Source organism: Pseudomonas sp. B22(2017) (assembly GCF_002113105.1).
Classification (GTDB): Bacteria; Pseudomonadota; Gammaproteobacteria; order Pseudomonadales; family Pseudomonadaceae; genus Aquipseudomonas; species Aquipseudomonas asiatica.
In genome coordinates, this window is record NZ_NEJN01000012.1 from 15,113 (window position 1) to 29,885 (window position 14,773).

The following is a 14,773-nucleotide window of genomic DNA, read 5'->3' on the forward strand; positions in this document are numbered from 1 at the left end:
AGTCACACACCATGCAACGTTACTCGGGCTTCGGCCTTTTCAAGCACTCCCTCAGCCACCACGAGAACTGGCAGCGCATGTGGCGCACGCCAACCCCTAAAAAGGTCTACGACGTGGTTATCGTCGGCGGTGGCGGCCATGGCCTGGCCACGGCCTACTACCTGGCCAAAGAACACGGCATCACCAACGTTGCCGTGATCGAGAAGGGCTACCTGGGCGGCGGCAACACCGCCCGTAACACCACCATCGTGCGTTCCAACTACCTGTGGGACGAGTCGGCGCACCTGTACGAGCACGCCATGAAGCTGTGGGAGGGCCTGTCCCAGGACCTCAACTACAACGTGATGTTCTCCCAGCGCGGCGTGTACAACCTGTGCCACACCCTGCAGGACATGCGTGACTCCGAGCGCCGGGTCAGCGCCAACCGCCTGAACGGCGTGGATGGCGAACTGCTCAACACCGCCCAGGTCGCGGCCGAGATCCCGTACCTGGACTGCTCGAAGAACACCCGCTACCCGATCCTCGGTGCCACCGTGCAGCGCCGTGGCGGCGTGGCCCGTCACGACGCCGTGGCCTGGGGCTTCGCCCGTGCCGCCGACGCCCTGGGCGTGGACCTGATCCAGCAGACCGAAGTGATCGGCTTCCGCAAGGAAAACGGCGCGGTCATCGGTGTGGAAACCAACAAAGGCTTCATCGGCGCCAAGCGCGTCGGCGTGGTCACTGCCGGTAACTCCGGGCACATGGCCAAGCTGGCCGGCTTCCGCCTGCCGCTGGAATCTCACCCGCTGCAAGCACTGGTATCCGAGCCGATCAAGCCGATCATCGACAGCGTGATCATGTCCAACGCCGTGCACGGCTACATCAGCCAGTCCGACAAGGGCGACCTGGTGATCGGTGCCGGTATCGACGGCTGGGTCGGCTACGGCCAGCGCGGTTCGTACCCGGTGATCGAGCACACCCTGCAGGCCATCGTCGAGATGTTCCCCAACCTCTCGCGCGTGCGCATGAACCGCCAGTGGGGCGGCATCGTCGATACCTCGCCGGACGCTTGCCCGATCATCACCAAGACCCCGGTCAAGAACATGTTCTTCAACTGCGGTTGGGGTACTGGCGGCTTCAAGGCGACCCCGGGTTCGGGCAACGTCTTCGCCGCGAGCCTGGCCAAGGGCGAAATGCACCCACTGGCCGCGCCGTTCTCCATGGACCGTTTCTACAACGGCGCACTGATCGACGAACACGGCGCCGCCGCCGTCGCCCACTAACCGGAGACACCGTCATGTTGCATATTTTCTGTCCCCACTGCGGCGAGCTGCGCTCCGAAGAAGAGTTCCACGCCTCTGGCCAGGCGCACATCGCCCGCCCGCTGGACCCTAACGCCTGCTCCGACGAGGAGTGGGGTACCTACATGTTCTACCGTGACAACCCACGCGGTATTCACCACGAACTGTGGGACCACGTTGCCGGCTGCCGCCAGTATTTCAACGTCACCCGCGACACCGTGACCTACGAAATTCTGGAAACCTACAAGATTGGCGAGAAGCCGCAAGTGACCGCCAGCGGCAAGCAGAACAGCGCCGCGTCGACCGTCAAAGGCCAAGGGGAAAAAGTATGAGCCAGACCTATCGCCTCGCCAGCGGCGGCCGTATCGACCGCAGCAAGGTCCTGAACTTCACTTTCAACGGCAAGACCTACCAGGGTTATGCCGGTGACAGCCTGGCCGCCGCGTTGCTGGCCAACGGCGTCGACATCGTCGGCCGCAGCTTCAAGTATTCGCGCCCACGCGGCATCATCGCCGCCGGTACCGAAGAGCCGAACGCCATCCTGCAGATCGGCTCCAGCGAAGCCACCCAGATCCCCAACGTGCGTGCCACCCAGCAGGCGCTGTACGCAGGTCTGGTAGCCACCAGCACCAACGGCTGGCCGAACGTCAACAACGACGTCATGGGCATCCTTGGCAAGGTGGGCGGCAGCATGATGCCGCCGGGCTTCTACTACAAAACCTTCATGTACCCGAAATCGTTCTGGATGACTTACGAGAAGTACATCCGCAAAGCCGCCGGCCTTGGCCGCGCGCCGCTGCAGAACGACCCGGACAGCTACGACTACATGAACCAGCACTGCGACGTGCTGATCGTCGGCGCCGGCCCTGCTGGCCTGGCCGCCGCACTGGCCGCTGCCCGCAGCGGTGCCTGCGTGATCCTGGCTGACGAGCAGGAAGAGTTCGGCGGCAGCCTGCTCGACACCCGCGAAACCCTCGACGGCAAGCCTGCTACCGATTGGGTCAACGCCGTGGTCAAGGAGCTGGAAAGCCTGCCGGAAGTGACCCTGCTGCCACGTGCCACGGTCAACGGCTACCACGACCATAACTTCCTGACCATCCACGAGCGCCTCACCGACCACCTCGGCGACCGCGCCCCGATCGGCCAGGTTCGCCACCGCGTGCACCGCGTGCGTGCCAAGCGCGTAGTGCTGGCTGCCGGCGCCCACGAGCGCCCGCTGGTGTACGGCAACAACGACGTGCCGGGCAACATGCTGGCTGGTGCCGTTTCCACCTACGTACGCCGTTACGGCGTGGCCCCGGGCCGCAAGCTGGTGCTGTCGACCAACAACGACCACGCCTACCGCGCCGCGCTGGACTGGCACGACGCCGGCCTGCAAGTGGTCGCCATCGCCGACGCCCGTCACAACCCGCGTGGCTCGCTGGTCGAAGAAGCGCGTGCCAAAGGCATCCGCATCCTCACCTCCAGCGCCGTGATCGAGGCCAAGGGCAGCAAGCATGTTACCGGCGCCCGTGTGGCCGCCATCGACGTGCAGGCACACAAGGTCACCAGCCCTGGCGAAACCCTCGAGTGCGACCTGATCGCCACCTCCGGCGGTTACAGCCCGATCGTGCACCTGGCTTCGCACCTGGGCGGTCGCCCGGTATGGCGTGAAGACATCCTCGGCTTCGTGCCGGGCGATGCTCCGCAGAAACGCGAATGCGTGGGTGGCATCAACGGCGTCTACGCCCTGGGCGACGTGATCGCCGATGGCTTCGAGGGCGGCGTTCGCGCAGCCACCGAAGCGGGCTTCAAGGCCACCGTTGGCAGCCTGCCGAAAACCGTTGCACGCAAGGAAGAGGCCACTGTGGCGCTGTTCCAGGTGCCGCACGACAAAGGCACTGCCCGTGCACCCAAGCAGTTCGTTGACCAGCAGAACGACGTCACCGCAGCCGCCATCGAACTGGCCACCCGCGAAGGCTTCGAGTCGGTCGAGCACGTGAAACGCTACACCGCGCTGGGCTTCGGTACCGACCAGGGCAAACTGGGCAACATCAACGGCCTGGCCATTGCCGCCCGTTCGATCGGCATCACCATCCCGGAAATGGGCACCACCATGTTCCGTCCCAACTACACGCCGGTTACCTTCGGCGCGGTAGCGGGCCGTCACTGTGGTCACCTGTTCGAGCCCGTACGCTTCACCGCCCTGCATGCCTGGCACGTGAAGAACGGCGCCGAGTTCGAAGATGTCGGCCAGTGGAAGCGCCCATGGTACTTCCCGAAAGCCGGTGAAGACATCCACGCCGCCGTGGCCCGTGAATGCAAGGCCGTGCGCGACAGCGTGGGCCTGCTGGACGCCTCGACCCTGGGCAAGATCGACATCCAGGGCCCGGACGCGCGTGAGTTCCTCAACCGCATCTACACCAACGCCTGGACCAAGCTCGACGTGGGCAAGGCCCGCTATGGCCTGATGTGCAAGGAAGACGGCATGGTCTTCGACGACGGCGTAACCGCCTGCGTCGGCGACAACCACTTCATCATGACCACCACCACTGGTGGCGCCGCCCGCGTGCTGCAGTGGATGGAGCTGTACCACCAGACCGAATGGCCGGAACTGAAGGTGTACTTCACCTCGGTCACCGACCACTGGGCCACCATGACCCTGTCCGGCCCGAACAGCCGCAAGCTGCTCAGCGAGCTGACCGACATCGACATGGACAAGGAAGCCTTCCCGTTCATGACCTGGAAAGAAGGCAACGTCGGCGGCGTACCGGCCCGGGTGTTCCGTATCTCGTTCACCGGCGAGCTGTCGTACGAAGTCAACGTACAGGCCAACTACGCCATGGGCGTGCTGGAACAGATCATCGAGGCAGGCAAGAAGTACAACCTGACCCCGTACGGCACCGAGACCATGCACGTACTGCGTGCCGAGAAGGGCTTCATCATCGTTGGCCAGGACACTGACGGCTCGATGACCCCGGATGACCTGAACATGAGCTGGTGCGTGGGCCGCAACAAGCCGTATTCGTGGATCGGCCTGCGTGGCATGAACCGCGAAGACTGCGTGCGCGAAAACCGCAAGCAGCTGGTGGGCCTGAAGCCGGTCGACCCGACCAAGTGGCTGCCGGAAGGCGCCCAGCTGGTGTTCGACCCGAAACAGCCGATCCCGATGGACATGGTTGGCCACGTCACCTCCAGCTATGCGTCCAACTCCCTGGGCTATTCGTTCGCCATGGGTGTGGTCAAAGGCGGCCTTAAGCGCATGGGCGAGCGCGTCTACTCGCCGCAGGCGGATGGCAGCGTGATCGAGGCGGAGATCGTGTCTTCGGTGTTCTTCGATCCGAAGGGTGAGCGGCAGAACGTTTGACTCCGGGCCCTGTGGGGGCAGGCCAGGCCCAATCGCCGGCAAGCCAGCTCCCACAGGATCGATGCAGCTTTGAAGGTTGGCGAGCTCCCTGTGGGAGCTGGCTTGCCGGCGATGAGGCCGGTAGCCCCAACACACAAGCTGCGTCGCATCGACGAACAAGAATTCAAGGCAGGTAAGAAATGAGCGCTATCAACGTCTTCCAGCAAAACCCCGGCGCCGAGGCCAAGGCCCAGTCGCCACTTCACCACGCCGACCTGGCCAGCCTGGTTGGCAAAGGCCGCAAGAACGCAGGCGTGACCCTGCGTGAACGCAAGTTCCTCGGCCACCTGACCCTCCGTGGCGACGGCCACGACCCGGAATTTGCCGCCGGCGTGCACAAGGCCCTGGGCCTGGAGCTGCCAGTGGCCCTGACCGTGGTCGCCAACAACGAAATGTCGCTGCAATGGATGGGGCCGGACGAGTGGCTGCTGATCGTCCCGGGGGGCCAGGAGTTTGCCGTCGAGCAGAAGCTGCGCGCGGCCCTCGAAGGCCAGCACATCCAGGTGGTCAATGTCAGCGGCGGGCAGAGCCTGCTGGAACTGCGCGGCCCGAACGTGCGCGAAGTGCTGATGAAGTCCACCAGCTATGATGTTCATCCGAACAACTTCCCGGTGGGCAAGGCAGTCGGCACCGTCTTCGCCAAGTCGCAACTGGTGATCCGCCGCACCGCCGAAGATACCTGGGAGCTGGTGATTCGCCGCAGCTTCGCCGACTACTGGTGGCTGTGGCTGCAGGACGCTTCGGCCGAGTACGGCCTGAGCATCGAGGCTTAAGGAGAACAGAACATGAGTCGGGCACCGGATACCTGGATTCTCACCGCCGACTGCCCGAGCATGCTCGGCACCGTCGACGTGGTGACGCGTTACCTCTTCGAGCAGCGCTGCTACGTGACGGAGCACCACTCCTTCGATGACCGGCTGTCGGGGCGTTTCTTCATTCGCGTGGAGTTCCGCCAGCCGGATGATTTCGATGAAGCCGGCTTCCGGGCCGGCCTTGCCGAGCGCAGCGAGGCGTTCGGCATGACCTTCGAGCTGACCGCACCTAACCATCGCCCCAAGGTGGTGATCATGGTGTCCAAGGCCGACCACTGCCTTAACGACCTGCTGTATCGCCAGCGCATTGGTCAGCTGGCCATGGACGTAGTCGCGGTGGTTTCCAACCACCCCGATCTCGAACCCTTGGCGCAGTGGCACAAGATCCCTTACTACCACTTCCCTCTCGACCCCAAGGACAAGCCAGGGCAAGAGCGCAAGGTAATGCAGGTGATCGAGGAAACCGGTGCCGAGCTGGTGATTCTTGCGCGTTACATGCAGGTGCTTTCGCCGGAGCTGTGCCGGCGCCTGGATGGTTGGGCGATCAACATTCACCACTCGTTGCTGCCGGGGTTCAAGGGCGCCAAGCCTTATCACCAGGCGTACAACAAGGGGGTGAAGATGGTCGGCGCTACGGCGCACTACATCAACAACGACCTGGACGAAGGGCCGATCATCGCCCAGGGCGTCGAGGTGGTGGACCACAGCCATTACCCGGAAGATCTGATTGCCAAAGGGCGTGATATCGAGTGCCTGACCCTGGCGCGGGCGGTGGGGTATCACATCGAGCGACGAGTGTTCCTCAATGCGAACAGGACTGTGGTGCTCTGATCGCGTCTAGCTTTTGGCGCGGGCATGGGCGTTCAGGGTTTCACGGATGGCTGTGATGAACTTCCCGCGCATGTCCGCACCCAGGTTTTTGCCTCGGATTGGATCGCCGTCGTAGTCCAGCAAGCCTGCTTTGAACTCGTGAAGGTCCATGTTTTCGACTGCTTCTTCGAAGGCGTAGCTTGAACTATAGGCCGCGTAACGGAAGATCATATCGGTGTCCAGGAAGTAGTATTCCCCTGTATTACTGAAGAATGCTGCTTCGATCTCTGGTTTGAAGCCCTGCTGCCTGGCAGCTTCGACCCAGTAGGGCCAGAAGGCGTCTTCAGGGCGTTCAATATCTGTCATGGTGGTTCTCCGGTTTGATAGACGGTGGGTTACTGCCCCTCTATCGAAACACTCGGTTGCGGACGTATTGCGGTAGATATTGATCGTCCTGCGCATACGCGCGACCACCAGCTGGCCGATTGCCGTTCAGAGGCATTTGCCTGTCGTTTCCAGTCAGTGCATCCGGCCCCATCAGGCCCACAATTCCCCCATTCCAGAAACACATGCCGCCCAAGGATGGCGGCGCGTTCAACCACCGCTGCATAAATACAAATCAAGCGAGGTAAGAGCATGTCTGGCAATCGTGGAGTGGTATATCTCGGCGCCGGCAAGGTCGAGGTGCAGAAGATCGACTACCCGAAAATGCAGGACCCACGCGGCAAGAAGATCGAGCACGGCGTGATCCTGAAGGTGGTCTCCACCAACATCTGCGGCTCCGACCAGCACATGGTCCGCGGTCGCACCACTGCCCAGGTCGGCTTGGTCCTGGGCCACGAAATCACCGGCGAGATCGTCGAGAAGGGCCGTGACGTCGAGCGCATGCAGATTGGCGACCTGGTCTCGGTGCCATTCAACGTCGCCTGTGGCCGCTGCCGCTCCTGCAAGGAAATGCACACCGGTGTCTGCCTCACCGTCAACCCTGCCCGCGCTGGCGGTGCCTATGGTTACGTCGACATGGGCGACTGGACCGGCGGCCAGGCCGAGTACGTGCTGGTGCCGTACGCCGACTTCAACCTGCTGAAACTGCCCGAGCGCGACAAGGCCATGGAAAAGATCCGTGACCTGACCTGCCTGTCCGACATCCTGCCGACCGGCTACCACGGTGCCGTGACTGCCGGTGTTGGCCCAGGCAGCACCGTCTACGTTGCTGGCGCCGGCCCGGTCGGTCTGGCTGCCGCTGCCTCGGCACGCCTGCTGGGCGCTGCCTGCGTCATCGTCGGCGACCTCAACCCAGCCCGCCTGGCCCACGCCAAGTCCCAGGGTTTCGAAGTGGTCGACCTGTCCAAGGACACCCCGCTGCACGAGCAGATCGTCGATATCCTCGGCGAGCCTGAAGTGGACTGCGCCATCGACGCCGTTGGCTTCGAGGCCCGCGGCCATGGCCACGAAGGTGCCAAGCATGAAGCGCCAGCTACCGTGCTGAACTCGCTGATGCAGGTTACCCGCGTTGCCGGCAACATCGGTATCCCGGGCCTGTACGTGACCGAAGACCCGGGTGCGGTGGATGCTGCCGCCAAGATCGGCGCGCTGAGCATTCGCTTCGGCCTGGGCTGGGCAAAATCGCACAGCTTCCACACCGGCCAGACCCCGACCATGAAGTACAACCGCCAGCTGATGCAGGCGATCATGTGGGATCGAATCAACATCGCTGAAGTGGTTGGTGTGCAGGTGATCAACCTGGATCAGGCGCCGGAAGGTTATGGCGAGTTCGATGCGGGTGTGCCGAAGAAGTTCGTTATTGACCCGCACAAGATGTGGGGGGCGGCGTAATCAGCGCCGATTAACAAGAGTCCCTCGAATCGAGGGGCTTTTTTGTGGCTGTTGCACTGATCTCAAGCCTGCACTGCCCTGTAGGAGCGGCCTTGTGTCGCGAAAGGGCTGCCAGGCAGCCCCAGGGTTTTGGCGCAAATGCACAAATTGCCGGGGCTGCTGCGCAGCCCTTTCGCGACACAAGGCCGCTCCTACAGCTGACCGCGTTAACCGGCCAGGCTATACAAGGCTCAGCGCATCATCCCCAGCTCGGCATCATCCATCAGCGCCTTGGCCAACGCGCTCAGGTAATGTGAAGCCCAAAGCAACTGCGGCTTGTTGTCCATCAGTCCGTCAATGGTCATATCCCGCACATACCGCTACGGCTTTCTGACCGTGCAACCGAAGTCCACTTAAATTAGGTGGACAGCATGGCCTTCGGCGGTTGCGGCAGGAAGATCTATTGGCCGGACGAATACAATAAATATGAGAAATGTATTGAACATTCAAAGCCGCTTGTAGAGGGCGGCTTTGAAGTGTTCGCTCTCATAATTTAATCAGCATCGAAGATGAGGTTCTCAAGGCTACCAGGTCGCTCTCTCCGGGCGTCTCGACGAGCTTGCTGTCGGCCATATCTGATCTCTCTCAAATAAATTCTTGCACCACCAAGAGCTTCTATGCTGTTTATATCTTCTAATAGGTCAAGCCTTGCTACAGCGCTTCTGCTGAAATTACCCGGTACGCCGGAGAGTGTTCCCGCCCTCGCAGCGCTCATTGTTTGATCGCTTGTGGTTATTGCTTTTATGTATCTTTGAATGATTGGGGTGGTATAGCTATTAATGGATCTAGAAGTTTTTGAGAGTGCGGCTGCCTCTTGGGGGAGTAGATTGCTAATAATGGACTCGAATATATCGGGCTCCCTTATTTTATCAAAGTGATTAATGGGTTCAGGTGTGGCAGAGTAGCGTGGGGCGTTTGGACGCAATGCACTGGCATGCGAGGTGGTACGCTTGAGCGTGGAGGGCTTGAATCTATGAAACGCTACGGCAGCGTTCTTGCTCACCTTCATGACCTGGCCATTTTCCAAATGTACGAGTACATGACCTGTCGGGTCTGTATAGTTGACTGGATCTCCGCCGCAGTATGCGTAACAGTTCGTTCCACCCTTTCCAAAGGGGCTGAGGCTATCAGGTGATTGAAAACGCATTAGATCCGGGGAGTATGCTCTATACCCCAATCCAAGGTGATAGACTCCTAATAGTATATCTATGAATTCGCCATTGAATCCTTGCAACGTCCGTTTGGACGGTAGGTTTCTAGAATACCCAAAAGCGGCATATGCATACTCTTCTTTTTTTGCGCTGTCATGGGTGTACATTATTGAGTTTTTCGTATCTGTCGCTAACAGTTCAAGTTTTCGGGCGCTATCATTAGAGGATTCAGCGAAAATATGTTTGGTGGACCGGAAAGTCGAACGGTAATGATCGCCTATTTTTAAAGTGATGAGATTACCGCTTTGGTAGAAGAGGTGTGCCATGATAGTCCTCCAACAAATTGATTGAGCTAGCCTCGTGGCGCTTGGCGGTACGATGGCGGAGTCGCGGAAGTATAAATTAGACTAACTTCATCTATGTCGATTCTGCTACTGGCAAATTTGACAGTTGCTTTTTTGGAGCGACATGGCTCTCCGGCCCTTCTCTGAGGAAATGTCCGATTGCGCTGTGAGTAGCGCCATCAACTGATATTTTTGCTAGTAGACGGCATAACCTGATTGGGCGAGTGTATGGATAGAGGTGATCATGATGCTGGAGGTGATATCTATGCCTATTAAACCTGTACCTGAACAAGGAATGTCTGAGAAATATGATTCCAAGTTGGAACTGGCCTTCGCTCAGTATTTCTATCAAGGTGATAATCTACATGCAAAAGTTCAAAGCTATAAATGCCAATCGATTTATAGGTTCGAGCACGGCGTGCTTGCCCAGCGTGAAATTCATGACGGTCGATACGAGATAGGACTGCTTTATCATGATGAAAAACTATCTGTTTCGCGTGTGCCGAAATATGGAGCGAAATTTGGAGTCGCCTACGCGCCCTATGGTTGTGCATCCTTAGAAAATTTAAAGGATGCTTTGCTTGGGTTCAGTGGTGAGCGATTTGATGAAGTCGCAGTTCGTTACTTATTAGGTAATGGATATCGTGCGTATAGTCCCAGTCTGATGCGATTTACCAGTCCGGATAACTTGAGCCCATTTGGTAGAGGGGGAGCGAATTCGTACGTGTACTGCATTGGTGACCCTGTAAACTTTACCGATCCGACAGGTCATGGGCGGATTTTCAACTTTTTTAGGAGTCTTCTTTGGTCCTCTAAAAGCCCTGGCGGAAAGCAGGCAGACCAAGACGTCCGGATTGGTTATCATGGTACAAGTAAGGCCGCAGCAAAGAAAATTTTGAAGGAAGGTTTTAAAAGCCCAACTGGCACATTGTTTGTGACCGATACGTACGAGAATGCGCTCAACTATGCAGGTTTAAAGAAAAAAGGTGCTGTGTTAGCGGTAAGTACAGTTGATTTTGCAGTGGTTAAGAAAGAATCCTCACGGGGAGTGGTACGGAGCAAAGGTATAAATGAACTGAGGATTCCTGGGGCGGCGCACCACGTACTTACGTTCAAGCGAGTTTCAAGTCCAGGCGAACCCACAGATTTTAGCAGGTTTATAACTTTGGAAGAGCAAATGGCGCGCGATATCAAGGCGCTCCGGCAAAGGATGGGGGACATCTGACTGTGCGGTGTCATCTCTTCCTTCACTGTGGGCAAAGCCGGCGCCTTTGGTTCAGCCTTCAGTCTGAAATTTTTGGACGTGTAGTGCAGGCCCTATCACCAGCGGCCGGCAGTTTTATCAGGTAGCGGGTGATTAGGGGCCGAGTCCTTTGAGTATCTGGATATCTGCTTTAAAAGTGAAACCATCGGAGTTGATCAGTCCCGAGTTGTTGGCGGATCTCTTCTGCTCTCCTTCCAATACGCTCAAAATAATTGCTGTATTCCTGAAATATCTCGGTGCCCGTCGCGACGTAACGTCGGTGTCTGCTGAAGGTTTGAATATGCCCGTCGGCGATCATCACTAGGCGTACTCCATGGTCTGGAGGATGCCGCCTTCAAGGGAGTGGGGATTATGGGGCGGATCAGAAACAGTTTTCAGCATGGTGTAACCCTCAATTTGCGATGAAGCCGCCGCCATTTGCTGTCAAACAAAGGGCGGCAGTTGTGCAATGGGTTGACAGACCGGTCAAATTGAGGGGCCCGGCGCACCCGAAGGTGCCCCACGCACAGTCGCCATGAAAGGCAGGGCATAGCTGGTAAATTTTCAATTTTCTGTATGACACTATTATGAAGGGCGCACTTACGTTTTGTGTTAATTGGAAGAATTCCCTCAACTTTTCCTTGGATTGCCGCAGGTACTATGTTTGCATCTAGTTTTTTGACATTTTTTATGGATAATTCCCCAATCTCCAAGTGGAATGCCTTTGATGTGGAGGCAAGGTTCCCCAGGTCTTTTGCTGGAGGTTGACTGAATATTTTATCTCGTACATCTGGTTCATTGGTGATGCTTAAAGTACCCCCTGGGTTGGATGATGGCTTTCTCAATCCCGTAATATTACCGATCCACTTGGCAACGCTACGTAAATAATGGGGAATGTTCCCCGAGGGGGCTACTTTATTGATAGGGTCGTTCTGGCAGTAAGCGTAAGCATTCACACCTCATCTGTCGAAGGGGCTGAACGTGTCCGGACTGCCGAACCGCATCAGGCATGTGATGTATAGTCGGTGCCCATTGCCCAGTAGATATCCTTGAGTCAAAAGGTCTCGCCGCTGCCCATTAAATCCAAGCAGTGCTGCCGTTTTTTCAATATTTAGATAGCCATAGGGGGAGTACGACATTGTGTCACTCCGCATGCCAAGGACTGTATTGGCTTCATCGACTCTAAAAAAGTTAGGCTCCTGAGTCTGGTCAAACTGAGCCATATGGGTGGCTTGCGCCCCGGAAACATGACAATAGCCTTGCGCAGATATCTCGGTAGTAAGTTTGCCATTTTTATAGAAGGTCATGGCGCTTCTATCTGAGACCTTTTGGGAGTGCGGGCTGATTGATGTTGAAACCAATTCTCTTCTATTTCCGGTGTTGTCCATCATAAATTTCTTCCTGGGCGCTTGCGATTTTGCGATGGCGCTTTAAATTGCGCGCCATGTTTAGATGGTGACAACTAGCAATTCTGCTAGGTAACGAACGGCTGGAACAAACCCCAAAACCGTGAGTCAAACCCCTCGTTTCCCACGCCATCCCGGCCCACGAGGTCCCCCCCCGATGAAAGCATTCACCCTGGCAACCCTGATGACCCTGGCCGCGAGCCCGGTGTTCGCCTTCAACCTCAGCGACGCCGCCAACGCCGTGTCGGCCATGCAGAACCAGAATCAAAGCCAGCAAGGCCAGGTGCAGGCACCCGAGGCGCAGGCAAACCTGCTCAATACCTTGGGCAGCCAATTGAATATCACCCCGGAGCAAGCCGTGGGCGGGGCGGGGGCCATGCTTGGGCTGGCGCGCAACAACCTGAGCAGCGACGACTACGGCCAATTGACCAAGGCCGTGCCAGGGCTGGACCTGCTTGCCGGGGCCAATGCACTGGGTGGCTTGAGTGGCCTGGGTGAGCTGCTGGGCAAGAACAGCGAGAGCCAGTCGGCCTTGAGCAATGCGCTGGGCAACAATGTGGAAAACCGCAGCGACCTGGACAATGCGTTCAAGGCGCTGGGGATGGATACCGGGATGATCGGGCAGTTTGCGCCGTTGCTGCTGCAGTACCTGGGGCAGCAGGGGATTGCTGGGTCGTTGTTGCAGAACCTGGGGAGTTTGTGGACCACTCCTGCTCCATTGACTCGACCTTCGGTCTGAGGGTTTTGCCAGCATCACAGCCTTGAAGGCTTACGCTGTACCTGTAGGAGCGGCCTTGCGTCGCGAAAGAGGCGCGAAGCGGCCCCGGCAATCTGTGTGGTGACGCTGAAATCCTGGGGCCGCTTTGCGGCCCTTCGCGACACAAGGCCGCTCCTACAAAGGCCAGCGCAGGCCATGAGAATGGTGTATCCCGCAAACACGGAATCGCGTCCTGTCAGGTCGCTTCCGTAAAGTCTACCAGGCGTACCGGGCGGCGGAAGCCGGCGGTCAGTACTGCCAAGTACGCAAGACCCAGCGCAAACCAGCACAGGCCAATCACCAAGGTAAGCGCCGACAGGCTGGTCCACAGCCACAGTGTCAACCCCAACCCCACCAGCGGCACCAGGCCATAGCTCAGCAGCCCTTTGAGGCTGCGCTGCGAGGCATCGTCCACCAGGTGGGTCTTCACCACCGCCAGGTTCACCGCCGAAAACGCCACCAGCGCACCAAAGCTGATCAGCGAGGCAAGGGTCGCCAGGTCGATCACCAACGCCAGCAACGAGAACGCCGAAACCAGCAGAATGGCGAACACCGGCGTGCCAAAGCGCGGTGACAGGTAGCCGAACGTTCGCTGCGGCAGCACCTTGTCACGGCCCATGGTGAACAGAATGCGCGACACCGCCGCCTGCGAGGCCAGCGCCGAGCCAAGGCTGCCGGCCACATAGGCCGCAGTGAAGAAGTTGGCCAGGAACTGCCCGCCCGCCTTGAACATCACCTCGCTGGCCGCCGCATCGGCATTGGCAAAGGTGGTGCCCGGCACTACCAGTTGGCTTACATAAGCCAGCACGGTGAACAGTACCCCGGCGAACAGGGTGGTGAGGATGATTGCCCGTGGCACATCGCGGCGGGCATCGCGGCATTCTTCGGCCAAGGTTGAGACAGCGTCAAAGCCGAGGAACGACAGGCACAGCACCGCCGCACCAGCCATCAGCGCGCCGAAGCCTGGCTGCGAACCGTCGCCCAGCAGTGGCGAAAGCAGGTCGAGCGGTTGGCCGGCCAGGGACTGGCAGGACAGGGCGACGAACACCACGATGAAGACGATCTGTGCGCCGACGATCAGGTTGCTGGTCTTGGCCACAGAGTGAATGCCGACCACGTTGAGCACCGTGACCAGGGCAATCGAGGCCAGCGCGATCGACCACGCGGGGATGGCCGGAAAGGCGATGTTCAGGAACAGGCCGATCAGCAGGTAGTTGATCATCGGCAGGAACAGGTAGTCGAGCAGCAGCGACCAGCCGGCCAGGAAGCCTACGTTCGGGCCGAAGGCCATGTTGGTGTAGGAGTACGCCGAGCCCGCGACCGGGAAGCGTTTGACCATGAAGCTGTAGGAGGTGGCGGTGAACAGCATGGCCACCAGGGTGACGATATAGGCACCGGCCGTGCGGCCACCAGTAAGTTCGGTGACGATGCCGTAAGTGGTGAAAATGGTCAGCGGGACCATGTACACCAGGCCGAAGAACACCAGGGCGGGCAGGCCGAGGACACGGCGGAGCTGGACGGGGGTGGAGCTGGGTGGGTTGGCCATCGTTCGATCCAGAGCATTTTTGTAGTTGTGCTTTGGTCGATTTTTATCCACTTAGGTGGGGTGTGACAAAGAAGTAATCCTAATGCTGATTATTAGCCAGGTTTTTAATCGGATTCTTGTAATGCCTGTACCGGCCTTTTCGCGGGTAAACCCGCTCCCACAGG

The 14,773-nt window shown here is 58.7% G+C and carries 12 protein-coding genes and 1 pseudogene; 8 read left to right on the forward strand and 5 right to left on the reverse strand.

Annotation, left to right across the window (positions count from 1 at the left end; all coding sequences use genetic code 11):
* The first annotated feature begins 11 nt into the window (after positions 1 to 11).
* From CAG18_RS20925 to purU, 5 genes are all read left to right on the forward strand, one after another.
* The gene (locus tag CAG18_RS20925; RefSeq protein ID WP_003255680.1) at positions 12 to 1,262 is read left to right on the forward strand and encodes a sarcosine oxidase subunit beta family protein; all 1,251 of its coding nucleotides are present in this window, start codon (positions 12 to 14) and stop codon (positions 1,260 to 1,262) included.
* A 14-nt stretch (positions 1,263 to 1,276) separates the two neighbouring features.
* The gene (locus CAG18_RS20930; protein ID WP_013970519.1) at positions 1,277 to 1,612 is read left to right on the forward strand and encodes a sarcosine oxidase subunit delta; all 336 of its coding nucleotides are present in this window, start codon (positions 1,277 to 1,279) and stop codon (positions 1,610 to 1,612) included.
* Positions 1,609 to 4,626, forward strand: a complete 3,018-nt coding sequence (locus tag CAG18_RS20935; RefSeq protein ID WP_085721459.1) for a sarcosine oxidase subunit alpha — start codon at positions 1,609 to 1,611, stop codon at positions 4,624 to 4,626. Before CAG18_RS20930 ends, CAG18_RS20935 begins: the two co-directional genes overlap by 4 nt.
* Before the next feature lie 179 nt (positions 4,627 to 4,805).
* The gene (locus tag CAG18_RS20940) at positions 4,806 to 5,438 is read left to right on the forward strand and encodes a sarcosine oxidase subunit gamma (protein ID WP_015268660.1); all 633 of its coding nucleotides are present in this window, start codon (positions 4,806 to 4,808) and stop codon (positions 5,436 to 5,438) included.
* Positions 5,439 to 5,450: 12 nt separating this feature from the next.
* A complete protein-coding gene (purU, locus tag CAG18_RS20945; protein WP_085721460.1) occupies positions 5,451 to 6,308 on the forward strand; it encodes a formyltetrahydrofolate deformylase in 858 nt (285 codons plus the stop codon).
* Positions 6,309 to 6,314: 6 nt separating this feature from the next.
* Here the strand turns inward: purU and CAG18_RS20950 are convergent, their stop codons facing one another.
* Positions 6,315 to 6,653, reverse strand: coding sequence for a hypothetical protein (locus CAG18_RS20950; protein ID WP_085721461.1), 339 nt, complete (start codon positions 6,651 to 6,653; stop codon positions 6,315 to 6,317).
* A 270-nt stretch (positions 6,654 to 6,923) separates the two neighbouring features.
* Here CAG18_RS20950 and fdhA point away from each other — a divergent pair, with 270 nt between their 5' ends.
* A complete protein-coding gene (gene fdhA / locus CAG18_RS20955) occupies positions 6,924 to 8,123 on the forward strand; it encodes a formaldehyde dehydrogenase, glutathione-independent (RefSeq protein WP_015268662.1) in 1,200 nt (399 codons plus the stop codon).
* Positions 8,124 to 8,353: 230 nt separating this feature from the next.
* Here the strand turns inward: fdhA and CAG18_RS26780 are convergent.
* Together CAG18_RS26780 and CAG18_RS20960 are read right to left on the reverse strand one after the other, a co-directional pair.
* Positions 8,354 to 8,479, reverse strand: a pseudogene (locus tag CAG18_RS26780) (DUF3077 domain-containing protein); the annotation flags it as partial.
* A gap of 176 nt (positions 8,480 to 8,655) precedes the next feature.
* A complete protein-coding gene (locus CAG18_RS20960; protein ID WP_085721462.1) occupies positions 8,656 to 9,639 on the reverse strand; it encodes an RHS repeat-associated core domain-containing protein in 984 nt (327 codons plus the stop codon).
* A gap of 262 nt (positions 9,640 to 9,901) precedes the next feature.
* Between CAG18_RS20960 and CAG18_RS20965 the strand changes: the two genes are divergently transcribed.
* A complete protein-coding gene (locus CAG18_RS20965) occupies positions 9,902 to 10,882 on the forward strand; it encodes an RHS repeat-associated core domain-containing protein (protein WP_085721463.1) in 981 nt (326 codons plus the stop codon).
* A 977-nt stretch (positions 10,883 to 11,859) separates the two neighbouring features.
* Here CAG18_RS20965 and CAG18_RS27360 read toward each other — a convergent pair.
* On the reverse strand, positions 11,860 to 12,291 hold the full coding sequence (locus CAG18_RS27360; protein ID WP_235891282.1) for a hypothetical protein: 432 nt from the start codon (positions 12,289 to 12,291) through the stop codon (positions 11,860 to 11,862).
* A 172-nt stretch (positions 12,292 to 12,463) separates the two neighbouring features.
* On the opposite strand from CAG18_RS27360, the gene CAG18_RS20975 reads away from it, so the two are divergent.
* Positions 12,464 to 13,045: a DUF2780 domain-containing protein gene (locus tag CAG18_RS20975; RefSeq protein WP_013970525.1), complete on the forward strand. Its 582-nt coding sequence runs from the start codon at positions 12,464 to 12,466 to the stop codon at positions 13,043 to 13,045.
* 214 nt (positions 13,046 to 13,259) lie between these two features.
* Here the strand turns inward: CAG18_RS20975 and CAG18_RS20980 are convergent, their stop codons facing one another.
* Positions 13,260 to 14,609 (reverse strand): APC family permease, encoded by a 1,350-nt coding sequence (locus CAG18_RS20980; RefSeq protein ID WP_085721464.1) that lies wholly within the window; start codon positions 14,607 to 14,609, stop codon positions 13,260 to 13,262.
* Positions 14,610 to 14,773 lie beyond the last annotated feature (164 nt).

What these genes read in the sequence shown, in the direction of transcription:
- CAG18_RS27360 (WP_235891282.1), bottom strand. Translation starts at nt 12,291, where the DNA reads ATGATGGACAACACCGGAAATAGAAGAGAATTGGTTTCAACATCAATC.
- purU (WP_085721460.1), top strand. Translation starts at nt 5,451, where the DNA reads ATGAGTCGGGCACCGGATACCTGGATTCTCACCGCCGACTGCCCGAGC.
- CAG18_RS20940 (WP_015268660.1), top strand. Translation starts at nt 4,806, where the DNA reads ATGAGCGCTATCAACGTCTTCCAGCAAAACCCCGGCGCCGAGGCCAAG.
- CAG18_RS20975 (WP_013970525.1), top strand. Translation starts at nt 12,464, where the DNA reads ATGAAAGCATTCACCCTGGCAACCCTGATGACCCTGGCCGCGAGCCCG.
- CAG18_RS20950 (WP_085721461.1), bottom strand. Translation starts at nt 6,653, where the DNA reads ATGACAGATATTGAACGCCCTGAAGACGCCTTCTGGCCCTACTGGGTC.
- CAG18_RS20965 (WP_085721463.1), top strand. Translation starts at nt 9,902, where the DNA reads ATGATGCTGGAGGTGATATCTATGCCTATTAAACCTGTACCTGAACAA.
- CAG18_RS20960 (WP_085721462.1), bottom strand. Translation starts at nt 9,639, where the DNA reads ATGGCACACCTCTTCTACCAAAGCGGTAATCTCATCACTTTAAAAATA.
- CAG18_RS20930 (WP_013970519.1), top strand. Translation starts at nt 1,277, where the DNA reads ATGTTGCATATTTTCTGTCCCCACTGCGGCGAGCTGCGCTCCGAAGAA.
- CAG18_RS20980 (WP_085721464.1), bottom strand. Translation starts at nt 14,609, where the DNA reads ATGGCCAACCCACCCAGCTCCACCCCCGTCCAGCTCCGCCGTGTCCTC.
- CAG18_RS20935 (WP_085721459.1), top strand. Translation starts at nt 1,609, where the DNA reads ATGAGCCAGACCTATCGCCTCGCCAGCGGCGGCCGTATCGACCGCAGC.
- CAG18_RS20925 (WP_003255680.1), top strand. Translation starts at nt 12, where the DNA reads ATGCAACGTTACTCGGGCTTCGGCCTTTTCAAGCACTCCCTCAGCCAC.
- fdhA (WP_015268662.1), top strand. Translation starts at nt 6,924, where the DNA reads ATGTCTGGCAATCGTGGAGTGGTATATCTCGGCGCCGGCAAGGTCGAG.